General features: G+C 72.6%; 20 protein-coding genes. 11 read left to right on the top strand and 9 right to left on the bottom strand.

The features are described from left to right. Nucleotides 1-71: 71 nt before the first annotated feature. From dapA to ACRYCC_RS42340, 9 genes are all read left to right on the top strand, one after another. Nucleotides 72-992: a 4-hydroxy-tetrahydrodipicolinate synthase gene (gene dapA / locus ACRYCC_RS42380; RefSeq protein ID WP_433819834.1), complete on the top strand. Its 921-nt coding sequence runs from the start codon at nucleotides 72-74 to the stop codon at nucleotides 990-992. Between the two features lie 88 nt (nucleotides 993-1,080). After that, entirely contained in the window at nucleotides 1,081-2,766 is a 1,686-nt protein-coding gene (locus ACRYCC_RS42375; RefSeq protein WP_433819833.1) for a ribonuclease J, read from the top strand. 128 nt (nucleotides 2,767-2,894) lie between these two features. Beyond that, on the top strand, nucleotides 2,895-5,447 hold the full coding sequence (locus ACRYCC_RS42370) for an FtsK/SpoIIIE family DNA translocase (protein ID WP_433819832.1): 2,553 nt from the start codon (nucleotides 2,895-2,897) through the stop codon (nucleotides 5,445-5,447). Between the two features lie 180 nt (nucleotides 5,448-5,627). After that, nucleotides 5,628-6,377, top strand: coding sequence for a helix-turn-helix domain-containing protein (locus ACRYCC_RS42365; RefSeq protein WP_433819831.1), 750 nt, complete (start codon nucleotides 5,628-5,630; stop codon nucleotides 6,375-6,377). A gap of 76 nt (nucleotides 6,378-6,453) precedes the next feature. Beyond that, entirely contained in the window at nucleotides 6,454-7,905 is a 1,452-nt protein-coding gene (gene rimO, locus ACRYCC_RS42360; RefSeq protein WP_433819829.1) for a 30S ribosomal protein S12 methylthiotransferase RimO, read from the top strand. Beyond that, complete coding sequence (gene pgsA, locus ACRYCC_RS42355; RefSeq protein ID WP_433819827.1) at nucleotides 7,902-8,546, top strand: CDP-diacylglycerol--glycerol-3-phosphate 3-phosphatidyltransferase; 645 nt, start codon at nucleotides 7,902-7,904, stop codon at nucleotides 8,544-8,546. Before rimO ends, pgsA begins: the two co-directional genes overlap by 4 nt. 180 nt (nucleotides 8,547-8,726) lie before the next feature. Continuing rightward, nucleotides 8,727-9,248, top strand: coding sequence for a DUF1990 domain-containing protein (locus ACRYCC_RS42350; RefSeq protein ID WP_433819825.1), 522 nt, complete (start codon nucleotides 8,727-8,729; stop codon nucleotides 9,246-9,248). 217 nt (nucleotides 9,249-9,465) lie between these two features. Next, complete coding sequence (locus tag ACRYCC_RS42345) at nucleotides 9,466-10,761, top strand: CinA family nicotinamide mononucleotide deamidase-related protein (RefSeq protein WP_433819824.1); 1,296 nt, start codon at nucleotides 9,466-9,468, stop codon at nucleotides 10,759-10,761. Between the two features lie 112 nt (nucleotides 10,762-10,873). Next, complete coding sequence (locus ACRYCC_RS42340; protein ID WP_433819822.1) at nucleotides 10,874-11,257, top strand: helix-turn-helix domain-containing protein; 384 nt, start codon at nucleotides 10,874-10,876, stop codon at nucleotides 11,255-11,257. 117 nt (nucleotides 11,258-11,374) lie between these two features. Here ACRYCC_RS42340 and ACRYCC_RS42335 read toward each other — a convergent pair whose 3' ends face one another. The 3 genes from ACRYCC_RS42335 to ACRYCC_RS42325 all read right to left on the bottom strand — a co-directional run bounded on the left by ACRYCC_RS42335 (nucleotide 11,375) and on the right by ACRYCC_RS42325 (nucleotide 14,281). Then, a complete protein-coding gene (locus tag ACRYCC_RS42335; protein ID WP_433819821.1) occupies nucleotides 11,375-12,163 on the bottom strand; it encodes a DNA-formamidopyrimidine glycosylase family protein in 789 nt (262 codons plus the stop codon). A 66-nt stretch (nucleotides 12,164-12,229) separates the two neighbouring features. Continuing rightward, a complete protein-coding gene (locus ACRYCC_RS42330) occupies nucleotides 12,230-12,697 on the bottom strand; it encodes an RrF2 family transcriptional regulator (protein ID WP_433819820.1) in 468 nt (155 codons plus the stop codon). A gap of 138 nt (nucleotides 12,698-12,835) precedes the next feature. Continuing rightward, nucleotides 12,836-14,281, bottom strand: coding sequence for a glycoside hydrolase family 3 protein (locus tag ACRYCC_RS42325; protein ID WP_433819819.1), 1,446 nt, complete (start codon nucleotides 14,279-14,281; stop codon nucleotides 12,836-12,838). A 264-nt stretch (nucleotides 14,282-14,545) separates the two neighbouring features. Here ACRYCC_RS42325 and ACRYCC_RS42320 point away from each other — a divergent pair, with 264 nt between their 5' ends. Beyond that, on the top strand, nucleotides 14,546-15,742 hold the full coding sequence (locus ACRYCC_RS42320; protein ID WP_433819817.1) for an ROK family transcriptional regulator: 1,197 nt from the start codon (nucleotides 14,546-14,548) through the stop codon (nucleotides 15,740-15,742). A gap of 202 nt (nucleotides 15,743-15,944) precedes the next feature. Here the strand turns inward: ACRYCC_RS42320 and ACRYCC_RS42315 are convergent, their stop codons facing one another. Continuing rightward, nucleotides 15,945-16,079 carry a hypothetical protein gene (locus ACRYCC_RS42315; RefSeq protein ID WP_433819815.1) on the bottom strand — a complete coding sequence of 45 codons (135 nt, stop codon included), beginning with the start codon at nucleotides 16,077-16,079 and terminating at the stop codon, nucleotides 15,945-15,947. A 212-nt stretch (nucleotides 16,080-16,291) separates the two neighbouring features. Then, on the bottom strand, nucleotides 16,292-21,076 hold the full coding sequence (locus ACRYCC_RS42310; RefSeq protein ID WP_433819813.1) for an ATP-dependent helicase: 4,785 nt from the start codon (nucleotides 21,074-21,076) through the stop codon (nucleotides 16,292-16,294). A gap of 143 nt (nucleotides 21,077-21,219) precedes the next feature. Between ACRYCC_RS42310 and ACRYCC_RS42305 the strand changes: the two genes are divergently transcribed. Next, nucleotides 21,220-21,414 (top strand): DUF3046 domain-containing protein, encoded by a 195-nt coding sequence (locus ACRYCC_RS42305; protein WP_433819811.1) that lies wholly within the window; start codon nucleotides 21,220-21,222, stop codon nucleotides 21,412-21,414. Nucleotides 21,415-21,601: 187 nt separating this feature from the next. Here the strand turns inward: ACRYCC_RS42305 and ACRYCC_RS42300 are convergent, their stop codons facing one another. The 4 genes from ACRYCC_RS42300 to ACRYCC_RS42285 all read right to left on the bottom strand — a co-directional run bounded on the left by ACRYCC_RS42300 (nucleotide 21,602) and on the right by ACRYCC_RS42285 (nucleotide 24,809). Next, nucleotides 21,602-22,051 carry a DUF350 domain-containing protein gene (locus ACRYCC_RS42300; RefSeq protein WP_433819810.1) on the bottom strand — a complete coding sequence of 150 codons (450 nt, stop codon included), beginning with the start codon at nucleotides 22,049-22,051 and terminating at the stop codon, nucleotides 21,602-21,604. A gap of 50 nt (nucleotides 22,052-22,101) precedes the next feature. Then, a complete protein-coding gene (locus tag ACRYCC_RS42295) occupies nucleotides 22,102-23,259 on the bottom strand; it encodes a glutathionylspermidine synthase family protein (RefSeq protein ID WP_433819808.1) in 1,158 nt (385 codons plus the stop codon). A gap of 1 nt (nucleotide 23,260) precedes the next feature. Continuing rightward, complete coding sequence (locus tag ACRYCC_RS42290) at nucleotides 23,261-23,659, bottom strand: DUF1190 domain-containing protein (protein WP_433819807.1); 399 nt, start codon at nucleotides 23,657-23,659, stop codon at nucleotides 23,261-23,263. 280 nt (nucleotides 23,660-23,939) lie between these two features. Continuing rightward, the gene (locus ACRYCC_RS42285; protein WP_433819806.1) at nucleotides 23,940-24,809 is read right to left on the bottom strand and encodes an ATP-grasp domain-containing protein; all 870 of its coding nucleotides are present in this window, start codon (nucleotides 24,807-24,809) and stop codon (nucleotides 23,940-23,942) included. Between the last annotated feature and the right edge of the window lie 196 nt (nucleotides 24,810-25,005).

Here is a 25,005-nt window from a genome sequence, read left to right as displayed (position 1 = left end):
CCCGTGGCGACCGGGACACCGGGTGCACCTGCGGGTCCACGGGCGCGGGCCGGAACGGTACCGTTCGGTGCATGGCACCCAGTACAACGAGCGACGCGCCCTTCGGCCGCCTGCTGACCGCGATGGTCACTCCGATGACCGCGGCGGGCGAGATCGACTACACCGGAGCCGCGCGCCTGGCGACCCACCTCGTCGACGAGCAGCGCCACGACGGCCTGGTGATCAGCGGCACCACCGGAGAGTCGCCCACGACGAGCGACGCGGAGAAGAGCCGGCTGCTGGAAACGGTCGTCGAGGCGGTGGGCGACCGGGCCTGTGTCGTCGCCGGCGTGGGCACCAACGACACCGCCCACACCGTCCACCTGGCCCGGGCGGCCGAGGCGGCGGGCGCGCACGCGCTCCTGGTGGTCACCCCGTACTACAGCAAGCCGCCCCAGGAGGGGCTGCTCCATCACTTCACCGCCGTGGCCGACGCGACCGGGCTGCCGAACATGCTCTACGACATCCCCGGGCGGGCCGGCGTGCCGATCCAGACCGAGACCCTGATCCGGCTCGCCGCGCATCCGCGGATCGTGGCCGTCAAGGACGCCAAGGGCGATCTGTTCGCGGGCTCGCGGGTGATGGCGGGCAGCGATCTGGTCTTCTACTCCGGCGACGACAACCTCAACCTGGCCTGGCTCTCCATGGGTGCCGCGGGGTTCGTCAGCGTGGTGGGACATGTCGTAGGAGCGGATCTCCGTGAGATGATCGATGCATACCGTGCCGGTGACGTGGGCCGGGCGCTGGCGATCCACCGTCGGCTGCTCCCCGTCGTCACGGCCATCATGACCCGCACGCAGGGCGTCATCGCCGTCAAGGCGGCGCTCGACCTGCTCGGACTGCCCGGCGGGGCCCTTCGGCCGCCGCTCGTGGCGGCCGCGCCGGAGTTCAGGACGCATCTGCGTGAAGACCTTGTAACCGGGGGAGTCAAAGTGCCGGAGGCCACTACGTGAGCACAAAGAGTCGATCAGAGGTGGGTACGGCGGTCGCGGCGAGCCGGCCGGCGCCGCGTCAGCCGGAAGGTGCCAGCGGGGTGATCGCATGAGTCATCCGCATCCCGATCTCGCGAGCCCGCCCGCGCTGCCGGCCCACGGCCTGCGCATCGTGGCGCTCGGCGGGCTGGGTGAGATCGGCCGCAACATGACGGTCTTCGAGTACGGCGGCCGGCTGCTCATCGTCGACTGCGGCGTGCTGTTCCCCGAGGAGGAGCAGCCGGGGGTCGACCTGATCCTGCCCGACTTCGAGTACATCCGGGGCAGGCTCGGCGACATCGAGGCGATCGTCCTCACGCACGCCCACGAGGACCACATCGGGGCGGTGCCGTACCTCCTGCGCGAGCGGCCGGACATCCCGCTGATCGGTTCCAGGCTGACCCTGGCCCTGATCGAGGCCAAGCTCACCGAGCACCGGATCAGGCCCGTCACCGAGCGGGTCAAGGAGGGCGACCGGACCCACTTCGGTCCCTTCGACTGTGAGTTCCTGGCGGTCAACCACTCCATCCCGGACGCGCTGGCGGTCGCCATCCGTACCCCCGCGGGCCTGGTGCTGGCCACCGGCGACTTCAAGATGGACCAGCTCCCGCTCGACGGCCGGCTCACCGACCTGGGCGGGTTCGCCCGGCTCGGTTCCGAGGGCATCGACCTGCTGATGTCGGACTCGACCAACGCCGAGGTGGCGGGGTTCGTCCCGAGCGAGCGCAACATCGGCCCGGTGGTCGACGAGGTCTTCCGCGTCGCCCGGGAGCGCGTGATCGTCGCCTGCTTCGCCTCGCACATCCACCGGGTCCAGCAGGTGCTGGACGCGGCGCACGACAGCGGCCGCAAGGTCTGCTTCGTCGGCCGGTCCATGGTGCGCAACATGGGGGTCGCCGGTGAGCTCGGCTACCTGAAGGTCCCGCCGGGGATCCTGGTCGACCAGAAGGAGCTCGACAGCCTCCCGCCGGACAAGATCGTGCTCGTCTGCACCGGCTCCCAGGGCGAGCCGATGTCGGCGCTGTCGCGGATGGCCAGCCGCGACCACCAGATCAGGATCACCGAGGACGACACGGTGCTGCTCGCCTCGTCGCTGATCCCGGGCAACGAGAACGCGGTCAACCGGGTGATCAACGGGCTCACCCGGTGGGGCGCCCGCATCGTGCACAAGGGCAACGCCCTGGTCCACGTCTCCGGGCACGCCGCGGCGGGCGAGCTGACCTACGTCCTCAACCTGACCAAGCCCTCGAACTTCATGCCGATCCACGGCGAGTGGCGGCACCTGCGGGCGCACGCCCGGCTGGCCGAGCTCACCGGGGTGCCGCTGGAGAACATCGTCATCGCCGAGGACGGCGTGGTGGTCGACCTGGTGGACGGCCAGGCCTCCATCGTCGGCTCGGTACGCGCCGGCTACGTCTACGTGGACGGCTCCTCGGTCGGTGAGATCACCGAGAACTCCCTCAAGGACCGGCGCATCCTCGGCGACGAGGGCTTCGTCTCCGTCGTCATCGCGATCGACACCGGCTCCGGCAAGGTGGTCGCGGGTCCGGAGATCTACGCCCGCGGCGCCGGCATCGGCAACGAGGACTTCGCCGAGGTCATCAACCGGATCGCGGCCCTCCTGCAGGACTCGGCGGCCGACGGCGTGACCGACGTGCACCAGGTCCGCCAGCTGATCCGCCGCACGGTCGGCAAGTGGGTGGCCGACACCTACCGCCGCCGTCCGATGATCATCCCGGTGGTCGTCGAGGTCTGAGCCGTCCCGGCCGGCCCCCGTCGTGATCTTGCATGGGGAACACCCCACTGCAAGATCACGACGTATTTGGGGCGACACGCCGTTTTGGTGTCGGCCAACCGCGGGCACGCGCGGTTAGTCTCGTCACCATGGCCACTCGTGCGTCTGGCGGAACGAAGGGCTCCTCGGGTGCGCAGGGCGCGCGCAAGCCCGCCGGGGGCTCGGCCGCGCGCAGGACCTCCGGAGGCCCGGCCGCGCGCAAGACCCCCGCCAAGGGCGGCCGGTCCGGCCGGTCCGCACCGCCGCAGCGCACCAAGCCGGACCCGCTCGCCCAGGTGCTGCTGGGGATCTTCCGGCTGCTCGCCAGGGTGTGGCTGCTGCTGGCCGGAGCCGTCGGCGCGATCTTCCGGGTGTACGGCCGGGGCGCCCGCGGCCTCGAGGTCGAACATCGCCGTGACGGAGGCGGTCTCGCCGCGCTCGGCGCCGCCATCATCCTCGCCGCCGCGCTGTGGTGGCGGCCGCGCGGGGTGGTCGTCGTCGCCGTGGAGCAGATCTTCCGGGGCGCCTTCGGCGTGTTCGCCGTCATGCTGCCGGTGCTGGTGGCGGCACTCGCCTGGCGCATCCTGCGGCACCCCGAGCGCACTGAGGAGGGCCGCGTCGTCATCGGCGCCAGCGCCCTGCTGGTCAGCGCCCTCGGCATCGCGCACATCGCGGCGGGCGGCCCGTACCCGCGCAACGGCATGGGCCCGGTGCGCAAGGCCGGCGGCGTGATCGGGTGGCTGGTCTCGGCCCCGCTGGAGAGCCTGCTCACCGCCTGGGTGGCGGTGCCCCTGCTGCTCCTGCTGGGCGGATTCGGGCTGCTGGTGGTGACCGCCACGCCGATCCAGCAGGTGCCGGACCGGCTGGCCCACCTGTGGGATCTGGTGACGCTGCGCGAGCGGCAGGAGACCGGCGAGGAGGACGGCGCCGCGGAGGGCGGCAGGTCACGGCGGCGCAAGCCCGAGGTCGAGGTGGAGGTCGGCGAGCACGACAAGCCCTACGACACCCCCGTGATCGCCGAGCCCAAGGCGCCCAGGCCGCGCCGGGCCGACGGCCCGGCGCTGTTCGACGAGCTCGCCGACCCGCCGCCCGCCGAGGCCGAGGCGGCGCTGCCGGAGCCGCCGTACGTCCCCGAGCCGCCGGACCCGACCCCCGCCCCCGCGCGGGCGGAGCAGCTGCCGCTGTCGTCGTCGGGCGAGATCTACGAGCTGCCGCCGCCGGGGGTGCTGCGTCCCGGCAGCGTGGCCAAGCCGCGCACCAAGGCCAACGACGTGGTCGTCAACGCGCTGACCGCCGTGCTGGAGCAGTTCGACGTCGACGCGCAGGTGACCGGCTTCACCCGGGGGCCCACGATCACCCGGTACGAGATCGAGCTGGGCCCGGCGGTCAAGGTCGAGAAGGTCACCGCGCTCACCAAGAACATCTCCTACGCGGTGAAGAGCGCCGACGTCCGGATCATCTCCCCGATCCCCGGCAAGTCCGCGATCGGGGTGGAGATCCCCAACGTCGACAAGGACATCGTCAGCCTCGGCGACGTGCTCCGGTCGGCCGTCGCGGTCAACGACCAGCACCCGATGGTGGTCGGCCTCGGCAAGGACGTCGAGGGCCGCACGGTCATCGCCAACCTGGCCAAGATGCCGCACATGCTCATCGCCGGCGCGACCGGTGCCGGAAAGTCCACCTGTATCAACGGCCTGATCTGCTCGATCCTCATGCGGTCCACCCCGGACGAGGTGCGCATGATCCTGGTCGATCCGAAACGAGTGGAACTCTCCTCGTACTCCGGCATCCCGCATCTCATCACGCCGATCATCACCAACCCAAAGAAGGCCTCCGAGGCCCTGCAGTGGGTGGTCGGTGAGATGGACCGCCGCTACGACGACCTGGCGGCGTCCGGCTTCCGGCACATCGACGACTTCAACAAGGCCGTACGCGCGGGGCAGCTCACCGCGCCGCTCGGCAGCGAGCGCGTCTACACGCCCTATCCGTACATGCTCGTGATCGTCGACGAGCTGGCCGACCTCATGATGGTGGCGCCGCGCGACGTCGAGGACTCGGTGGTCCGCATCACCCAGCTGGCCCGGGCGGCCGGCATCCACCTGGTGCTCGCCACCCAGCGGCCCAGCGTCGACGTCGTCACCGGCCTGATCAAGGCCAACGTGCCGTCCCGGCTGGCGTTCGCCACCTCCAGCCTGGCGGACAGCCGGGTCATCCTCGACCAGCCCGGCGCGGAGAAGCTGGTCGGCCAGGGCGACTCGCTGTTCCTGCCGATGGGCGCCAGCAAGCCCATGCGGTTGCAGAACGCCTACGTCTCCGAGAAGGAGATCGCCGCGGTCGTCGGCCACTGCAAGGAGCAGACCGAGGTCGTCTACCGGGAGGACGTCGCCGAGGTCACGGCGCCCAAGCGGGAGATCGACGACGACATCGGTGACGACCTCGACCTGCTCGTCCAGGCGACCGAGCTGGTCGTCTCCACCCAGTTCGGCTCGACGTCGATGCTGCAGCGCAAGCTGCGCGTCGGCTTCGCCAAGGCGGGCCGGCTGATGGACCTGATGGAGAGCCGCGGCATCGTCGGCCCCAGCGAGGGTTCCAAGGCCAGGGACGTGCAGGCCAAACCCGACGATCTTCCCGGCCTGCTGGCCGAGCTGCGCGGGGGCGGGTGACGGGAAACCTCCCGCCGGCGCCACAGCTGCCGACAATCTCGCCCCGTTTTCTAGCGCGTTGCGTATCGCTTTACGGGTGGCCCGGTTCATACACTGGTAACGCGAGGCGGCACGCGAAAAGAAAAGATCTGGGCCGCCGGTCCCCTGGCCGGCCGGCGACCGCGAACCTGGAGGTCCAGCGTGAGCATCGGTGAGACCCTGGCCACGAAGCGTCAGGACGCGGGTCTCACGGTGACGCAGGTGAGCGAACGGACCCGGATCCGCGAGACCGTCATCCGGGGCATCGAGCGCGACGACTTCAGCGCCTGCGGCGGCAACTTCTACGCGCGCGGCCACGTCCGCAGCATCGCCCGGGTGATCGGCCTGGACCCCGAGCCGCTGGTACGCGAGTACGACGACACGCACGGTGGCGCCCCGCAGGCCGTCTCGGCGGCGGAGGCCTTCGAGCCCGAGACCCCGGTGCGGTTCCGGGAACGCCGGTCGCCGAACTGGTCGGCCGCGATGGCCGTCGCCCTGATCCTGGTGCTGATCTACGGAGTGGTGCACGCGTTCGGCAGCGACGGGCAGCAGCGGAAGCCCATCCGCGCGGACCAGGCCTCCCGTGTCGAGCCGGGCAAGCGCTCCGCCTCGCCGGCCCCGGCCACCTCCGCCCCGGTCGCGATGGCCTCCCGCAAGAAGGTGACCGTGCGGGTCGACGCCCGGCGGGCCAGCTGGGTCAACGTCCGCGACGGCAGCGGCACGCAGCTGTTCAGCGGGCTGGTCCGCAGCGGCGCCTCCAAGGAGTGGTCCGCCAAGAAGAAGATCCGGATCCTGATCGGCAACGGCGGCGGCGTGAAGCTCACCGTGAACGGCAAGGATCTCGGTTCGCCGGGCAGCGACGGGCAGGTGCTCCGGCTCAGTTTCGGGCCGGGCGATCCCGAGACGGCCTGAGCCCGGGAGCGTTCCACGGAAGAAAGCCCGAGGGGGCTGGTCAGGACCGGCGGCCGCGCCCATTAACGTATGGGGCATGCCCACTAGTCGCACGGTCTCCCTCGTCACGCTCGGCTGCGCCCGTAACGAGGTCGACTCCGAAGAGCTCGCGGCCCGCCTGGAGAGCTCGGGCTGGACGCTCGTGGCGGAGGGCGACGAGGCCGGGGTCGTCGTGGTCAACACCTGCGGCTTCATCGACGCGGCCAAGAAGGACTCGATCGACACCCTGATCGAGGCGCACGACTCCGGCGCCAAGGTCGTCGCGGCGGGCTGCATGGCCGAGCGGTACGGCACCGAGCTGGCCGAGGCGCTGCCCGAGGCGGACGCGGTCATCGGCTTCGACGACTACACCTCCATCGGGGAGCGGCTCGACGACGTGCTGGCCGGCCGCCGGCGCCCGGCCCACGTGCCGCGCGACCGCCGGACGCTGCTCCCGCTCACCCCCGTCGAGCGCTCCGCCGGCACGGCCCACATCCCCGGCCACGGCGGGGTGGACCTCCCCGGCGACCTCCCGGCGGGCGTGGCGCCCGCGACCGGGCCCCGGGTGCTGCGGCGCCGGCTGGGCGGCGGGCCGGTGGCGCCGCTGAAGCTGGCCTCCGGCTGCGACCGCCGGTGCACGTTCTGCGCGATCCCCGCCTTCCGCGGCTCCTACGTGTCCCGGCCGCCCGCCGAGGTCCTCGAGGAGGCCCGCTGGCTGGCCGGTCACGACGTGCGGGAGCTGGTCCTGGTCAGTGAGAACTCCACCTCCTACGGCAAGGACCTGGGGGATCTCAGGGCCCTGGAGACCCTGCTGCCGGACCTCGCCGGCGTTGAGAAGATCAGCCGGGTGCGGGTGAGCTACCTCCAGCCCGCCGAGCTGCGGCCCGGGCTGGTGGCCGCGCTGTGCTCCACCCCCGGCGTCGCGCCGTACTTCGACCTGTCCTTCCAGCACGCCAGCGGCCCGGTGCTGCGCCGGATGCGCAGGTTCGGGGACTCCGAGCGGTTCCTCGCGCTGCTGGAGCAGATCCGCGCCCAGGTGCCCGACGCGGGCGTCCGCTCCAACTTCATCGTCGGCTTCCCCGGCGAGACCGAGGAGGACCTGACCGAGCTGACCGGCTTCCTGGCCGCGGCCCGGCTGGACGCCATCGGGATCTTCGGCTACTCCGACGAGGAGGGGACCGAGGCGGCCACCCTGGACGGCAAGCTCGACCCCGACGACGTCGCCGCCCGGCTGGGCGAGGTGTCCGCGCTCGCCGAGGAGTTCACGGCGCAGCGCGCCGAGGAGCGCATCGGCTCGCTGGTCGACGTGCTCGTCGAGGAGGTGTCCGCCGACGGGGAGGCCGAGGGCCGGGCGGCGCACCAGGCCCCGGAGGTCGACGGGGTCGTGACCGTCCTGGCCGGTGGGCCGGCCGGCGGGAGGCCGGTCGTGGGAGAGATCCTCCGGGCCCGGGTCACCGGCAGCGCGGGAGTCGACCTGATCGCCGAGGTGGACCGGGAGAACGCGCCATGACGCCCGCGGAGCGTCCGGCGCCGAGCTCCGGAACGCCCGCGGAGCCGCCCGACCCCTCCGCCGTCGACCCCATCGCGACCCCGCCGTCGCCGCAGGTCAGCATCTACAACGTCGCCAACCTGCTCACGATGGCGCGGATCGCGCTCGTCCCGGTGTTCGTCTGGCTGCTCTTCGTCGACGGCACCGGCTGGCGGCTCGCCGCGCTGGCCGTCTTCGTCGTCGCGTCGATCACCGACCGGGTGGACGGCCAGCTGGCGCGCAAGCACAACCTGGTCACCGACTTCGGCAAGATCGCCGACCCGATCGCGGACAAGGCCCTCACTGGCTCGGCACTGGTGGGCCTGTCGGTCCTGGGCGAGCTGTGGTGGTGGGTGACCATCGTCATCCTGGTCCGGGAGGTCGGCATCACCCTGCTGCGCTTCGTCGTCATCCGGTACGGCGTCATCCCGGCCAGCCGGGGCGGCAAGCTCAAGACCCTGCTGCAGGTGGCCGCCATCACTTTCTACATCGCGCCCGGACCCCTCGACCCGCTGCGCTGGGCCATGATGGGCGCCGCCGTCGCCGTCACGATCGTGACCGGTCTGGACTACCTCTTCCGGGCCTGGAGCCTGCGCCGCCAGGCGGCCGGCGCCCGTTCCTGAGCGGGCGGGTCCGGGTGGACGGGTCTGAGCGGGCGGGTCCTGGACGGGTCTGGACGGGTCTGGACGGGTCTGGACGGGCACTGACGGGTCCTGGACGGGGCACCGACCGGTCCTGATGATCCTGTCCGGCCGCGCCGTATGCGGGATGCTGGCCCGGAGACGACTGCGGGAGGACGCACCGTGAAGCTGACCTACGACGAGGTGGGCGCCACCAGAGACGGCTCCCTGCCGGACGGCTACCGCCGGCTGCGGGAACGGACCCTGCTCGGGCAGGGCCCCGCCGTGATGGCGGCGGCCACCGACGCGGTGCTGGACTGGTGGATGCACCGGGCGGCCGGGGTCCGGATCGACTCGGGCGGCCGCCGGGCCGCGCCCGGGGTGATCGTGACGGTACGGCTCGGGGTCGGCCCCCTCGCGCTGCGCGCGCCGTGCGAGATCATCTGGACCGAGGAGGGCGACCGGCGCGCCGGTTTCGGCTACGGCACGCTCTCCGGGCACCCCGCGAGCGGCGAGGAGGCGTTCGTCGTCTCCCGTGATGCCGAGGACGACGTGTGGCTGACCGTCACGGCCTTCAGCCGGCCGGCCGTCTGGTACACCAGGGCGGGCGGCCCGCTGGTGCCGGTGATGCAGCGGGCCTACGCCCGCCGCTGCGGCACGGCCCTGCGCAGGCTCGTCTCCGCCGCGGACCGGCCCGGCGCCTGATCGAGGGCCGGGCCCGCCGGCCGATCCCGGGCCTGATCCGATCCTGAGCCTGATCCGATCCTGAGCCTGATCAGATCGTGAGCCTGATCGGATCGTGAGCCTGATCCGATCCGGGGCTGATCCGATCCGGGACGTGATCCGGTGGCCGATCCGACACAATCGGAACCCGGCGATCGCACCCGCGATCGCCTGTGATCCACGGCACGAAGGGACACGGATGCGGGTCGAGCTGGTGACGGTGGGGGACGAGCTGCTCCTCGGCGACACGATGAACGGGAACGCCGCGTGGCTGGGCCGGCGGCTGGCCGAGAACGGCGTCGGGGTGACGCGGAGCGTCGTCGTGGCCGACCGGCAGGAGGAGATCATCGGAGCCGTCACCGAGGCGCTCGGCCGCGCCGACGCGGTGATCACGACCGGCGGGCTGGGACCGACCTACGACGACCTGACCCGTGACGCGCTGGCCGTGGCGGCCGGGGTCGAACTGCACCGTGATCCCGGGATCGAGCGGCGGCTGCGCGAGCGTTCCGCCGGGATGGGCCTGCCGTTGCAGCCGATGGCGCTGCGCATGGCCGAGGTCCCCGCCGGGGCCACCGTGCTGGACAACCCCATGGGCAGTGCCCCCGGGCTGCGGATCGAGCTCGCGGGCGGGCCCGTCTACGCCCTGCCCGGCGTCCCGGTCGAGATGCGCGCCATCACCGACACGGCGGTGCTGCCCGAGCTGCGCACGGCGGTGACGGGCCCGGTTCCGGCCCGGCGGCGGCTGCGCACGGCGTGCGTGCGGGAGTCGGAGCTGGCCACCCGGCTGGCCGAGGTCGAGGCGCTGCCCGGGATCACGCTGGCGTACCTGCCCGACCCCGCCGAGGTGAGCGTCCGCATCACCGCCACCGGCCCGGACGCACCGGCCGCCCTGGACCGCGCCGAGGGGCTCGCCCGGGAACTGCTGGGCGGCGTCGTGCACGGCTCCGGGGAGGACACCCTCGACCGGGTGGTGCACCGGCTGCTGGCCGAGCGTTCCGCGACCGTGGCGACGGCCGAGTCGCTGACCGGCGGCCTGCTGGGCGCCGAGCTCACCGCGATGCCCGGGTCCTCGGCCACCTTCGCCGGCGGGATCGTGGCCTACGCGACGGCGCTCAAGGCCTCGCTGCTGGGCGTCCCCGAGGACCTGCTGGCCCGGCACGGCGCCGTCCACCCCGAAGTCGCCGTCGCCATGGCGGAGGGCGTACGGGACCGCCTGGGGGCCACCTACGGCCTCGCGGTCACCGGGGTGGCCGGTCCCGAGCCCCAGGACGGCCGGCCGGTGGGCACGGTCCACCTCGCCGTGGCCGGACCAGGCGGCGTCTCACCGGCCTACTCTCCGGCGCTGCCCGTGCCGGGCACCGGCCCGCAGATCCGGCCGCTGGTCCGGCGGATGACCGTGGTGCACGCCCTGGACCTGCTGAGACGGCACATTCTGGGTCTGGACGTCGTGCGCGAATGGCGCGATGATCGTAAAGATCGGGAAGAATCGACTTGATTACAGCGTTACGTTCGAAGCGAACACGAATCTCTCGGTCTGCCACGCGTACCGCGAAGCCGGGTACGGTGGAACCGTCAGATGGTCCGAACTCAGGGGAGGGAGCGAGACGATGGTCCTGCTTCGCCAGCTGCTTGGTGACGTACTGCGGCAGCTGCGGCTGCGCCAGGGTCGCACCCTCCGTGAGGTGTCCGCCGCGGCCAGAGTGTCGCTGGGCTACCTTTCCGAGGTGGAACGAGGACAGAAGGAAGCGTCCTCCGAACTGCTCGCGTCGATCTGCAAGGCCCTTGGGGTGCCGCTGTCCCACGTGCTTCGGGAAGTATCGGACCAGTTGTCCCTGGCCGAACTGCAGCACGAGCCGGTCATGGCCGGTGCGCCCCCGGCGCACGAGCGCCTCGACGCCGACAGGGAGGCACAGCGCATCGCCGAGACGATCCCCGCCACGCCGGAGGAGATCGCGGGCGACGCCTTCCGCGCCGACATGGTGGCCGCCTGAGCCATCGTCGAGCGGGGACCTCTGGCAGCCATGCCCGCGCGCAGGCCCGAGATAGGGCCTTTACGGCGAACTGACAGGCTTTTTCCCCTAAAAGAGGCTTACGCACGAGAGGCGTGATCAGGGAAGCGGTGCCGCGGGCTGACAGCGCGGGCACCAGAACGTGACCCGGTCGTAGGGACCTGTGCCCTGATCCGCCCGTTCGATCACGGTGCCGCAGCGACGGCAGGCACGTCCCGCCCGCCCGTAGACCCAGTGCTCCTGGCCTCGCCGGCCGGATCCGGTGGTGATCTGGTCCCAGCGTTCCTTGTTGGTGTCGAGCAGCCGCCGGGCCAGCTCCACCAGCTCCTCCAGCCCGGGGACGTCCCCGACCGGGCGCCACGGATGCACTCCGCGCAGGAACAGCACCTCGGCCTTGTAGAGGTTGCCGATACCGGCCAGCCTGGTCTGGTCCAGCAGCGCCTCGCCCACGGCGCGCTCGGGCCGCTCCAGCAGCAGGCGTACGGCCTCGGCCGCGTCCCAGCCCGGCCCCAGCAGATCCGGGCCCAGGTGGCCCACCGCCCCGTCCTCGGCGGAGGTCTTCAGCAGCTCCACCACGCCCAGGGAGTAGCCGAGGGCCTGCCACTCGGCGTTGGCGAGCACCAGGCGCAGGCGGTGGTCGGACGGCACCCGCCCGGGCCGCCGGATCTTCCAGGAGCCCTCCATCCGCAGATGGGTGTGGACGGTGAGATCGCCCTCCACCCGGATGAGCAGATGCTTGCCCCGGGACAGCGCCTCACGGACCTCCCTGCCGCGCAGATCCGCGGTGGCCAGCGCCGGGACCCGGAAGTCGCTGCGGGACAGGGACCGGCCGGCCAGCGCCCGGTGCAGGCGCTGAGCGGTCAGCCAGACGGTGTCCCCCTCGGGCACGTCCTCAGCCTAGGGGAGGCCGGGAGCGGGGACGGAGACCGGCGGGGCCGGCGCGGCCGGGCCGGGTCACTGGAAGGCCGGGGAGTCCCAGGCCGCAGGGTCCTGGGTGAACTTTCGGACGACCTCGGGCAGGTCACCGGCGGCGAGGTGGGCCAGCGTCACCTGTTCGAGGATGGACCGCTCACTGGCACGCAGCGCGATCCAGACCTCCTGGAGCGACCGGGCGGCGCCCTCGTAGCCGACGTGCTCGGGTCGTTCCCCGCGTACGCCGAGGAGCGGGCCGTCGATGGCTCTGATGATGTCGGCCATCGTGATCTTCTCGGCCGGTTTGGCCAGCCAGTAGCCTCCCTCCGGGCCGCGCTGGCTGCGGATGATGCCGGAACGGCGGAGCTGGCCGAGGATGTTCTCCAGGAACTTCGGCGGGATCTGCTGGGCGTCGGCCAGCTGAACCGCCGTCACCGGGTGGTCATCGGCGGCAACGGCGAGCTCGGCGGCCGCGCGCAGCGCGTAATCGACCCGGGCGGATAGTCGCATGATCTCAGTATCCCTTGCCTCGGAGACAGATTGTCCCTACCTCCGGTATGAGCGGTGGGGATGCTCCTCCATCCTGCCCCAGGCCGAGCTCGGCAGGGCCCCGGGGTGGGGTGGCCCAGAAGCCCAGGAGTCAGGGAGTCAGGGTGCGGTCAGCCCCAGGAGCTCGGCGGCGGCCCGGCCGTTGGCGCGCGCGGCGCCGTACGTCGCCAGGTGCACCGCCGCGGGCCGCCACACCGGAAGGCCCATCTCGACGACCACGGTGTCGGGGCGGGCCGCGAGCAGCGCCAGCACGAGCCGTCGCTGGTCCGGGTGCCGGTGGGCGTCGCGCACCACCACGACCAGCGACCGGTCGGTGGCGCGGGCCAGCAGCTTCGGCACGTCGGCGGTGGCCCCGTCGGCCCGCAGCACCTCGGGGGCCCAGGGGGACAGCCCCCACGGCACCGGCCCCACCGCGAGGTTGCCCGGCGCCTCCAGCTCCACGACCAGCGGGTCGCGCAGCGGGGGAAGCTCGCCGGTGCGGTGAACCGCCCGCCGTGCGGCCTCCAGGCCGACGCGGGGGGTGGCGGGGCCGGCCGTCGCCGGCGGGCCGCCGGCCAGCCAGGCCTTGAGCCGCCCGTTGCGGTCCGCGGCCTCGGCGAGGCGCTGTTCGGGCAGCCGTCCGTCCCGTACGGCGGCCACGATCGCCGCCCGGATGCCGGCGAGGCTGGCGGCGAACTCCTGGGAGCCCAGGCAGAGCAGGTCGGCGCCGGCGGACAGCGCCCGCACCGCCGCCTCGGGGATGCCGATGACACCGCTGGCACCGTGCATGTCCAGCGCGTCGGTCACGATGACCCCCTGGAACCCGAGCCGTTCCCGCAGCAGCCCGGTGATCGCCGCGTGCGAGAGCGTCGCGGGATCGCTCCCGGTCAGCCGGGGCACGTTGATGTGCGCCGTCATGATCGACTTGGCTCCGGCGGCGATCGCGGCCCGGAACGGCACCAGCTCCCGGCGGTCCAGCAGATCGAGGTCCGCGTCCACCACGGGCAGCCCGAGGTGCGAGTCGCCGACCGTCGCGCCATGGCCGGGGAAGTGCTTGGCGCAGGCGGCGACGCCCGCCGCCTGGAGCCCGGTGACGGCCGCGGCGGCATGCCTGGCCACCAGCGCGGGATCGGAGCCGAAGGCCCGGACGCCGATGATCGGGTTGTCGTCGGCGCTGTTGACGTCCACGGTCGGGGCGAGGTCGAGGTTGACCCCGACCTCGGTCAGCTCCGCGCCCATCGAGCAGTGCACCTGCCGGGTGAGCTCGACGTCGTCGACCGCCCCGAGCGCGGCGTTGCCCGGGTAGGCACTGCCCGTCAGGTGGGCGAGGCGGGTGACGTCGCCGCCCTCCTCGTCGATGGAGACGACCGGGTCGCCGGCCTCGCGCAGCCGCGCGGTGAGGGCCGCCAGGCCCTCGCGGTCGGGGACGTTGCCGTTCAGCGCGAACAGCGTCACGCCGCCGAGGCCGCGCTCCAGCTCGCCGAGCAGCCAGCCGGGCGGGTCGGCACCGGGGAACGGCGCGAGGAGCACCGACCGGGCGAGCCGGGAGAGGGAGTCGTCGCTCAAGAGGTGCTCCGCATGGGTCGTACCGGTTCCTTTTCCACGTGGCCTCCCCGTGACAGCGACCCTTCCGCCCGCCGGATCCGGCTCCGACCACGTAAGGTCCAGCCATGCCCGGCTTTGCTGCGCGTCGCCGGGGGTGCCGTCGCCCGGTCCAGGTTCTGGATCACGGCGTGTGTGTTGGTAAACTAACAGGAAACTTTCCTAAACGAAACCTGTTGCTGACGGTTTCGATATTCGCCGGTGGTTGAGACATTCGAGGAGTCCAGCATGGCCAGACGTCCCGGGACGCCGAGGCTGCTGCGTGAACTGAACGACCGGGCCGCACTGGAGCTGCTGATCGCCGAAGGGCCGCTGACCCGCGCCCAGATCGGGGAGCGCACGGGCCTGTCGAAGGTGACCGCCTCGCAGCTGCTCGCCCGTCTCGAGGAGCGCGGGCTGGTCGAGGTGGTGGGAGAACAGGCCGGCGGCCGCGGTCCCAACGCGGCCCTGTACGCCGTCGTCCCCGCCGCCGCCTACGTCGCGGGGCTGGAGGTCGGGCCCACCGGCGTCACCGCCGGGATCGCCGACATCACCGGGTGCATCATCGCCCAGGTCACGGTCGACCTCGACAACGCCGACGACCCGGTGTCGGTGGTCCACACCGCCGTCACCAAGGCCTGCCGGTCGGCCCGGGTGGCGCTGTCCCGGCTGAGCGCCTTCGTCATCGGCACGCCCGGCGTGGTCGATCCCCGGACCGGGGACGTGCAGTTCGCCTTCGACCTGCCCACCTGGCACGAGGGCGTCCTGGACGGGCTGCGGACCGACCTCCGCCGGCCGGTCGTCATCGAGAACGACGTGAACCTCGTCGCCGTGGCCGAACGCGCGTACGGCGCGGCCCAGGACGCCGAGGACTTCGCGCTCATGTGGATGGATCGCGGTGTCGGCCTCGCCGTGGTGCTGGGCGGGCGGATCCACCGCGGCATCTCGGGCGGCGCCGGCGAGATCGGCTATCTGCCGGTGCCGGGGGTGCCGCTGCCGGAGGGCGTCACCGAGTCGATGGCCTGGGGCAAGCCCGCGCTGGCCGGTGGATTCGGCTCGCTCGTGGGGGCGGACGCGGTGCTGGAGCTGGCACGCTCCCATGGATTCACCGATCCGGGGTCCGCCGCCGAATGCGTACGGGCCGCCGTGGCGGACGAGGAGCGCGGAGGGGCCTTCCTCGACGAGCTCGCCATCCGCATCTCCTACGGCGTGGCCTCGGTCAACATCGTCCTCGACCCGGGCCTGGTGGTGATCTCCGGGGAAATGGGGCGGGCCGGCGGCGCGGCGCTCGCCGCCCGGGTGGAGCGGGCGGTGGCCCGGATCTGCCCGACCAGGCCGCGGATCGCGCTGACCCAGGTCGACGGCAATCCGGTGCTGCGCGGAGCGCTCTACTCAGCCCTCGAGCAGGCCCGCGAAGAGGTCTTCTCCTCCACCACCGACGACTGAGCCCGCACCGACGACTGAGCCCGCACCGACGACTGAGTCCGTACCGGCGGCCGAGCCCGTACCCAACGACCGAGCCCGTACCGGCGGCCGAGTCCGTACCGGCGGCCCATGACACGCGATCGCCGACGACAGCCCCCGCGTCGTCGGCTGATGCCGCATCGCGCCGGCGACCGGTCCTTCTGGTCCGGTCGCCGGGCCGGACTCAGTGGTCGGTGACCTTCGGCAGCGCGCCGACCGGCTGGCGCCTCGGGTCCTGCTGGACCCGGTCGCGTACCGTCTGGCTGATCACCAGGCGCTTGCGCCGCTGCGCTATCGCCCATCGAGCCGTCGATGTCATGCCAACTCCCCGTAACCGATGGCATGGCCACCCACACCACCACTGACCCCGTTGACCTTCATGATCTCGAAACGCCGGGACCGGCGCATCGGCCGAGCGAATGATTCGTCATCCGCCCTTAGGACGAACGAAGCGGACGGCTGTTTTATTGCAGCTTCATGGAAAAGTTTCGCCGCCGTGGCCCGCCGCCCTGAATCAACGCCGCCGTGGCCTCAACGCCGCAGGCGGAGCCCTCGCGGGGTCGGATGGAATCCCGCCGTCTCCAGCGCCTCCGCCAGCGGCGAGCCGCCGATCGGCTCCCCGTCGGCGCGTTCCACCGTCAGCTTGCCCAGCGCTCCCTCCCGGACGGCCAGGGCCAGCGCGTCGACGGCCGGTTGCAGGACCTCGCGCTCCTCGCCCGGCGGCTGGAAGGACAGCAGCGTGCGGCCGCCGCGTTCCACGTAGAGGACGAGGTCGCCGTCGACGAGCACGACCAGTGCGCCGGCCTTGCGGCCGGGCTTGTGGCCGCTGGCGGCCTCCGGGCGGCCCTCGGCCCCCGCGCGCCCGGCCTCCGGCCACGGCAGCGCCGCGCCGTACGGGTTGGCCGGATCGGCCGCGGCCAGCACCAGCGTGCGACGGCCCCGGTCCCTGCCCCGGCCGGTGGCGGGCGTGGCCCACGGGTCGTCCACCGGCTCCGGGCGCGCCTCCCGCATGGCCCGCAGCCGGTCCACGGCCCCGGGGAGGGCGAACTGGGCCGCGCCCAGGCCCTCCACGAAGTAGCCGCGACGGCACCGGCCGCCCTCCTCGAAGGCGCGCAGCACCGGGTACACCGCCGCGAACCCGCCGGGAGTGCGCTCGGCGGCCACCGCGCCACGGATGACGATGCCGTACCGCTCGAGCAGCACCTCGGCGAGCGCGTGCGCCCGGCGGGTGCGGTCCGTGTCGCGGGCGGGCGCCAGCCACCACCGGCCCGCCACGGTCGGCGGCCCGGTCCGGGAGGGGAGCACGGGCCGTCCCCGGCGGGCGGTGCCGCGCGACCGGTGCGCCGGGCGCCCCGACCCCAGCGTGGTGCGCAGCGGGGCGAGCGTGTCGTTGGTGAGGTGGCCGGCCCACACCAGGTCCCAGAGCACCGTGGCCAGATCCTGGTCGCTCAGCCGGGCGGGCGCGACGGGTGCCTGTTCACCGGGGTTCTGGCCGGCGGGCTGGTCCCCGGGCGGCCGGCCATCCACGTGATCGGCCGGTGCCCGGACCCGGGACGGGGGTACGGGCACGGTACCGATCCGGACACCGTTGATCCGGTCGGAGAGCGTACGGAAGAACAGCGCGCTGCCGTCGGCCAGCGCCTCCAGTACCTTCTCGTGCGGCGGGGTCAGGGTGATCTCACCCGGGTCGGCCATGAGCAGCGGGGCGGTGTCGGCCAGGTAGAGCGAGATCCAGCCGTCGCCGCCGGGCAGGGCGCCCTGCCCGGCCCAGACGACCTCGCCGGTGGAGGTCAGCTCGTCCAGCATCGCCGGGGAGTAGCCGGGGACCCGGGCCGGCAGGATCAGCGACTCCAGCGCCGAGGCGGGCACCGCCGCGCCCTGCAGCTGCTCGATCGCCTGCACCAGCGCGTCGATGCCCCGTAGCCGCCCGCTCCCGATGCCGTGCCAGGCGGGCAGGAAACGGCCGAGGGACTCCGGCGGGGACGGCTCCACCTCCGCGCGCAGCCGGGCCAGCGACCGGCGGCGCAGCATCCGCAGGACGCCCGCGTCGCACCACTCGGTCCCCGGCGGCCCGGACAGGGCCTCCACCGGGAGGAACTCGCCCTCGACCACCCTCCCGCCGGCGGCCAGCCGGCGCAGGGTCTCGGCCACCACCGCGCCGCCCAGCCCGAACCGCGCGGCGGCCGCGGCGGCCCGGAACGGCCCGTGCGTCCGGGCGTACCGGCCGAGCAGGTCCCCGAGGGGGTCGGCGACCGGCTCGAGGAAGGCCTCCGGGATGCCGACGGGCAGTGGCACCCCGAGGGCGTCCTGCAGCCGGCCGGCGTCCTCGATCGCTGCCCACCGCTCGGCACCGCTGATCCGGACCCGGATCGCGCGCCGGGACTCCGCCAGCCCGGCCAGCCACCTCGGCACCTCCCCGGTGGTGTCCGGCGTGCAGCGCTCGGCCACCTCGCCGGTGGTCAGCGGACCCAGCTGACGGAGCAGGTCGGCGACGCCCTCGGCGTCCCCGGCCCGCCGGTCGGTGGCGAGCCGCTGCAGCTCCCGCTCCGCGTCGGCCACCACTTCCAGGTCCAGCAGCTCACGCAGGTCGGCCTGGCCCAGCAGCTCGGCCAGCAGCGCCGAGTCCAGGGCCAGGGCCTGGGCGCGCCGCTCGGCCAGCGGGGCGTCACCGGCGTACATGAACGCGCCGACGTAGTGGAACAGCAGCGACCGGGCGAACGGCGAGGGGGCGGGGGTCTCGACCTCGACCAGCCGGGCCGCCCGGCCCGCCAGGTCACGCATCAGCTGGACCAGCCCCGGCACGTCGAAGACGTCCTGGAGGCACTCGCGCATCGTCTCCAGCACGATCGGGAACGAGGCGTACTTGCCGGCCACGGCCAGCAGCTGCGACGACCGCTGTCGCTGCTGCCACAGCGGCATCCGCTTGTCCGGGCGGCGCCGGGGGAGCAGCAGCGAGCGTGCCGCGCACTCCCGGAACCGCGCCGCGAACAGTGCCGAGGAGCCCAGCTCGTCGACCACGATCCGCTCGATCTCCTCGGGCTCGAACAGCACCAGGTCGGCCGGCGGGGGCGTGCCGGTGGCGCCCTCGTCGAAGAGCATCGAGTCGGTGTCGGGGATGCGCAGCACGATCCCGTCGTCGGCGTGCACCGCCTGGGCGTCCACGCCGTACCGCTCCCGCAGCCGGGCGGTGATGGCCAGCGCCCACGGCGCGTGCACCAGCGCCCCGTACGGCGAGTGCAGGACCAGCCGCCAGTCGCCGAGCTCGTCGCGGAAGCGCTCGACGACCAGTGTGCGATCGTCGGGCACGTGCAGGGTGGCCTCTCGCTGCTCGGCCAGATAGGACACCAGGTTGCCGGCCGCCCATTCGTCCAGGCCCGCCGCGGCCACCCGCTCCCGCGCGGCGGCGGGCTCCATGCCGGCCAGCTCCCGGGTGAACGCGCCCAGCGCCCGGCCCAGCTCGACCGGGCGGCCGGGGGAGTCGCCGTGCCAGAACGGCAGCTTCCCGGGCTGCCCCGGGGCCGGCGAGACCAGCACCCGGTCCGGGGTGATGTCCTCGATCCGCCAGGAGGAGGCGCCCAGCACGAACACGTCGCCGATGCGCGACTCGTACACCATCTCCTCGTCCAGCTCGCCCACCCGCGAGGACTTCTCCCCGACGAGGCCGTGCCCGCCCGGGGGACGACCCCCGGAACCCCCGACGAGAAAGACTCCGAACAGGCCGCGGTCGGGGATGGTCCCGCCGCTGGTGACGGCGAGCCGCTGGGAGCCGGGCCGGTCGCGGAGCGTGCCGGTCACCCGGTCCCACACCAGCCGGGGCCGCAGCTCACCGAACTCGTCGCTGGGGTACCGCCCGGCCAGCATGTCCAGCGTGGCCTCCAGCGCCGAGCGGGGGAGGGTGGCGTACGGCGCGGCCCGACGCACGAGCGTCTCCACCTCGTCGACCGTCCACTCGTCCATCGCGACCATGGCCACGATCTGCTGGGCCAGCACGTCCAGCGGGTTGCGCGGATAGCGGAGCGCCTCGATCCGCCCGTCGCGCATCCGCTCCGCCACGACCGCGGTCTGCACCAGGTCTCCCCGGTACTTCGGGAAGATCACTCCCTTGGAGACCGCGCCGACCTGGTGGCCCGCCCGGCCGACGCGCTGCAGGCCGCTGGCCACCGACGGCGGGGACTCCACCTGCACCACCAGGTCCACCGCGCCCATGTCGATGCCCAGCTCCAGGCTGGAGGTCGCCACCACCGCGGGCAGCCGGCCCTGCTTGAGGGCCTCCTCGATGCCGGCCCGCTCCTCCTTGGACACCGAACCGTGGTGCGCCCGGGCGACCTCCCGCGGTGCGCCCCTCAGCGCGCCGGCCTGCGCCATGAGGTCGGCCGGGGCGACGTCCTCGGGCAGCGCCTCGCCGTTCTCGCGCTCGTAGGCCAGCTCGTTGAGCTTGCCGCAGAGCCGCTCGGCGAGCCGCCGGGAGTTGGCGAACACGATCGTCGAGCGATGCGCCTCGATCAGATCGAGCAACCGCTCCTCGACGTGCGGCCAGATCGAGCGCCGCGAGGGCTCCAGCTCGAGGTCCCCGCCGGACTCCCCGGGCTCGGTCATGTCCTCGATCGGCACGACGATCCGGAGCTCGAAGGCCTTCTCGTTCGGCGGCTGGACCACGGTCGCGGGCCGGGCGCCGCCGAGGTAGGCCGCCACCTCCTCCACGGGCCGGACCGTCGCCGACAGCCCGATGCGCTGGGCCGGCCGCTCCAGCAGGGCGTCCAGCCGCTCCAGCGACAGCGCCAGATGGGAGCCGCGCTTGGTGGCGGCCACCGCGTGCACCTCGTCGATGATCACGGTCTCGATCCCGCGGAGCGACTCCCTGGCCTGCGAGGTCAGCATCAGGAAGAACGACTCGGGGGTGGTGATGAGGATGTCCGGGGGCCGGGAGACCAGCCGCCGGCGCTCGTCGGCGGGGGTGTCGCCGGACCGCACCCCGACCCGGATGTCCGGCTCGGTGAGCCCCAGCCGCCGCGCCGCCTGCCGGATGCCGGTCAGCGGCGCCCGCAGGTTGCGCTCGATGTCCACCGCGAGGGCCTTCAGCGGCGAGATGTAGAGCACCCGGGCGCGATGCTTGGGATTGCCGGGGGGCGGTGTGGCGGCCAGCCGGTCGAGGGACCACAGGAAGGCGGCCAGGGTCTTGCCCGAACCGGTCGGCGCCACCACCAGCGTGTTGTCGCCGCGCGAGATCGCCTCCCAGGCGCCCGCCTGCGCGGCGGTGGGGGCCGAGAACGCCCCGGTGAACCAGGCGCGGGTGGCGGCGGAGAAGCGGTCGGGCATTCCCCTATGATGCCTCCGCCCGGCGGATGCCGCCGACGGGTGCGCCCCGGCCGATGACCCAGCGGTCACCTCCCGTCCCGGCCGCGCGCCCTGCGGGATCGCGGCGGGACCGAGGGCTCTGCCGCGACCGGTAGCGTGGGCGGGTGCGTCTCACGAGGTTCTGGCAGCTGATGAACGAGCAGTTCGGCGAGGTCTACGCGGCCAGCGTCGCCAAGGACTACGTCATCGCCGAGCTCGGCGGCCGCACCATCGAGCAGGCCCTCGCCGACGGGGACAGCGCCAAGAGGGTGTGGGCCGCCGTCTGCGCCACCTTCGACGTCCCCGACAGGCTCCGCTGACCCCGCCGTCCCGCTCCGGCAGCGGCTCACGGCCCCCGCCCCTCTCCCTCCGCCCGCCACTCTTCGCCTTGGCCCTCGCCTTCCGTGATCATGCAATCAATCGTCCAACGATTTCATGATCACGGAAGGCTCGGTCGGCGGAGCTCAGCTCGGGCTCGGGTCGGGCTTGGGCGGGGCTCGGGTGGGGTCAGATGACGGAGATGCCGGTGACGAGGCCGATCATCACATAGGTCGAGGCCAGCAGCAGGGCGGCCGGCTCCAGCTTCTCCTCCCGGCACAGGGTGCTGATCTTCACCCCGATCAGCAGGTTGAACACCAGCATCGCGATCGTCTGCACGACGATCCCGACGAGGCCGTAGACGACGGTGGCGATCAGGCCCTCGCCGAGATTGCCCTCCGAGCCGTAGATGGAGGCGGCCACGATCAGGCCGACCGCGACCATCGCCGCCGTCGCGAGCGCCGTCGCGTTCGGGTTGCGCTCATGCCGGATCACCGAGATCAGCCTGCCCGGCGTGGCCAGGTCCACCACGTAGAAACCGGCCACGAACAGGACCAGGCCGACACCGGCGTACGCCGAGATCGCCGCCGTGTTGTGGCCCAGCGTCGAAACAAAGCCGCTTTCCAGCGCCAGTGCCATGTTGCTCCTTAGAAGGGGATGCCTGAAGTGGGTGCTTCAGAGGGGTTCTGTCAGAGGCGGATGCGATGGGGGACGAAGGAGGAGGTGTCGTCGGTGATGAGGGCAGTGGTCTCCCGGATGCCGAGCCCCACCGACTCGTCGCCCACCACCCAGGTGCCGAGCACCGGGTACTGGCCGTCGAACTCGGGAAGGGCCATGAACTCCTGGAAGACGTAGCCCTCCGCGCCGTAGTCGCCCCCGGTCTGCACCTGCGGGCCGTCCGGGGTGACGATCCGCATGTTGTTGCCCTCCCGGCCCAGCAGCGGCTTCTGGATGTAGGAGGTGAGGTTCGCCGGGGTGTTGAGATAGGCGGGCAGCAGGTTGGGATGCCCGGGGAACAGCTCCCACAGCAGCACCAGCAGGCCCTTGTTGGACAGCAGCATCTTCCACATGGGCTCGATCCACGCCGTCGGGGCCTCCGGCACGTTCCGGCCGAAGCTCTCGGTGACGATCCACTCCCACGGATAGAGCTTGGAGATCGTCCTGATCTCCCGCTCCTGGAGGTCGACGAAGCGCCTGGTCCCCGAGTGCCAGCCGATGTCCTCCATGGCGATCGACACCCCCTGGAGCCCGGCCTGCTCGGCGGTCTCCTGGATGTAGGCGATCGTCATGTAGTCCTCACCGGACTCGTCCTCGCCCGGCCAGGCGAAGTGCACCGGCCCCGGCGCCAGCCGCGGCTTGATCTCCTCCCAGCGGGCGATCAGGGCCTCGTGCACCGAGTTCCACTGGTCGTCCTCGGGGAAGAGGTCCTCCTTCCAGAACCACTGGACGACCGAGCCCTCCACCAGGCAGGTCGGGGTGTCGGCGTTGTACTCCAGCAGCTTCGCCGGGCCCTCGCCGTCGTAGCGCAGGTCGAACCGCCCGTAGAGGTAGGGGTCCCGCCGCCGCCAGGAGGCCTCGATGGACGGCGCCAGCCAGTCCGGCAGCCCCAGCACGTGGTAGCGGCCCGTGGTGACCACGTGCTCCACGGCCTGCAGGCACATCTGGTGCAGGTCCTCGACGACCTTCTCCAGCGCCAGCACCTGCTCCATGTCGAACACGTAGTGGACCGACTCGTCCCAGTAGGGCCTGGTCAGGTGGGCGGGATGCGAGGTGCGGTGGAAGGCGAGCCCCTGCTCCTCGATGATCTTCTCCCACCCGGGCCGCACGGCGGACCGTTCCCGGAGCACCTCAGCCGCCCGACGAACGGTGCGAGGAATGGCCGCCGAAACCGCCCCGGCTGATCGTGTGCCCGCTGCTCGACTTGATCGTCTTGCCGCGGGGGGCGATCGAGGAGCCCCGGTAGATGTAGTGGCGCCCGTGGGAGGTGTAGCCGCGCCCGCCGTAGTACCAGAAGTAGCGGTTGTAGTTGGGAGACCCCAGGGAGTACGTGGTCGCGCAGTAGACGTCCGGGACCACCTGGTAGCCGCCCTTGGAACGATCGAAGAACCCGGCCGGGTCCTGCCGGTCCACGCAGTACCGGGTCGTCGACTGCGAGGAGCAGGCCACCAGAGTGACGGAGAGGGCGCTCAACATGCCGATCTTCACGACACGGGAGCTCAACCGCCGTCTGGCGTCCGATGCTGGCATGGTGGGGGTCCCTCCGGGGCTCGGTGCGATGAGCGATTCTAGGGCGTGCGGTACGACGGCAGTAGCTCTGCCGGATCAGGATTTCGTCTCATCGGAGGCGAGGACCATGACATTGTGACGTTCCCGCCGTACCGGTGCGTTCCGGGCGGAGGAAGCGAGGGCATTCATGGTAGGTCTCGGCCCGCCCGCGCTGAAGGGACCGTGGTCCCGACCTCCCAGGACAGCGCTCCGCCTCCGGGAGGGCAGGCCCTGAGGCCGGCGGAGCCGGGGGCGGGACCGGTCAGGACAGCGCACCGCCGGGGAGCTGCTCGTAGAGCTCGATGGGGTCCTCGGACGAGGCCAGATCGCTCACCTGGCCGTCGCCCACCTCGACCACCCGCCACACCTGGTCGGCGCGCAGGGCCAGGTCGGTGGTGACGAACCGGCAGCCGAGGGCCCTGATCGCGGCCCGTACGTCGTCCAGCACCGGGTCCGGCCTGCTCTCCGGGGTGTCGGGGTGCGGCCCGGTCAGCACCGGCTCGCCGTCCACCCACCACACCCGCGCCTCCGGGCCGAGGTACGGCTCGAACGCCCGCACCACGACGCCGCCGGCGAGGAAGTCGTCCTGCAGCTCGATCATGCGGGTGATGACCCGGTGCAGATCCTCGGCGTCGCGCAGGTCCGGGACGAAGCAGGCCTCGTCCCACTCGTGCTTGCGGGACTTCACGTAGTCCTTCACCACCGCCGCGCCGTCCGGGAGCCCCTGGACCAGGTCCACCAGGACCTCCTCGTCGGGGTCGGCGCCGGGGGAGAGCGGCAGCCAGACGCTCGGCGGGGTGAGACCGGCGAAGGTGTCGTGCCAGCCGGGCAGCTCATGGGCCCGCCGGTAGTCGGCGGGCAGGGTGATCAGAGGGGTGCCCTTGTCGTCGAGGGCCGCGGCGAGCTGCTCGTACTGCCCCGCGGTGACCATCCAGCCGCGGTACCAGGCGGGCCCCAGGTCGCGGGGGACGCGCCGGACGGCCTCGGCCAGGTCGCCGCGCTGCAGCGCGTCGTGGTCGATCAAGGGCGCCTCGCCGTAGATGGCCCGGACCGAGGCGGCCTCGCGGGCGAAGTGGGGGTCGGCACGCCGGGGATCGAGCGGGTCGGCACAGAAGAGAACGGTCAGCGGCATCAGGTCTCCCTGACGGATCACTGTACGGTCCGCGCGGCGCCCCGCGCACGAAGATTCCCGCCAAATCGGTGCGTCGGCCCATGATCGAACGAGTGTTCGGTAAGGTGGTGTCCGCACGGGACGATGTTCACAGCCGTGGCGGGCCCTCGAAACTGTCGGCGGGTCCCCGTAGCGTCGCTCTCGTCAATGAACGGCT

The organism is Actinomadura scrupuli (genome assembly GCF_050971785.1).
Classification (GTDB): Bacteria; Actinomycetota; Actinomycetes; order Streptosporangiales; family Streptosporangiaceae; genus Actinomadura_E; species Actinomadura_E scrupuli.
This window is presented reverse-complemented; position numbering and strand designations above follow the sequence as displayed.

Bases quoted from the DNA above. Each gene is read 5' to 3' on its own strand.
- ACRYCC_RS42340 (WP_433819822.1), top strand. From the start codon at position 10,874: ATGGTCCTGCTTCGCCAGCTGCTTGGTGACGTACTGCGGCAGCTGCGG.
- rimO (WP_433819829.1), top strand. From the start codon at position 6,454: ATGCCCACTAGTCGCACGGTCTCCCTCGTCACGCTCGGCTGCGCCCGT.
- pgsA (WP_433819827.1), top strand. From the start codon at position 7,902: ATGACGCCCGCGGAGCGTCCGGCGCCGAGCTCCGGAACGCCCGCGGAG.
- ACRYCC_RS42375 (WP_433819833.1), top strand. From the start codon at position 1,081: ATGAGTCATCCGCATCCCGATCTCGCGAGCCCGCCCGCGCTGCCGGCC.
- ACRYCC_RS42330 (WP_433819820.1), bottom strand. From the start codon at position 12,697: ATGCGACTATCCGCCCGGGTCGATTACGCGCTGCGCGCGGCCGCCGAG.
- dapA (WP_433819834.1), top strand. From the start codon at position 72: ATGGCACCCAGTACAACGAGCGACGCGCCCTTCGGCCGCCTGCTGACC.
- ACRYCC_RS42285 (WP_433819806.1), bottom strand. From the start codon at position 24,809: ATGCCGCTGACCGTTCTCTTCTGTGCCGACCCGCTCGATCCCCGGCGT.
- ACRYCC_RS42315 (WP_433819815.1), bottom strand. From the start codon at position 16,079: ATGACATCGACGGCTCGATGGGCGATAGCGCAGCGGCGCAAGCGCCTG.
- ACRYCC_RS42310 (WP_433819813.1), bottom strand. From the start codon at position 21,076: ATGCCCGACCGCTTCTCCGCCGCCACCCGCGCCTGGTTCACCGGGGCG.
- ACRYCC_RS42320 (WP_433819817.1), top strand. From the start codon at position 14,546: ATGGCCAGACGTCCCGGGACGCCGAGGCTGCTGCGTGAACTGAACGAC.
- ACRYCC_RS42300 (WP_433819810.1), bottom strand. From the start codon at position 22,051: ATGGCACTGGCGCTGGAAAGCGGCTTTGTTTCGACGCTGGGCCACAAC.
- ACRYCC_RS42290 (WP_433819807.1), bottom strand. From the start codon at position 23,659: ATGCCAGCATCGGACGCCAGACGGCGGTTGAGCTCCCGTGTCGTGAAG.
- ACRYCC_RS42345 (WP_433819824.1), top strand. From the start codon at position 9,466: ATGCGGGTCGAGCTGGTGACGGTGGGGGACGAGCTGCTCCTCGGCGAC.
- ACRYCC_RS42370 (WP_433819832.1), top strand. From the start codon at position 2,895: ATGGCCACTCGTGCGTCTGGCGGAACGAAGGGCTCCTCGGGTGCGCAG.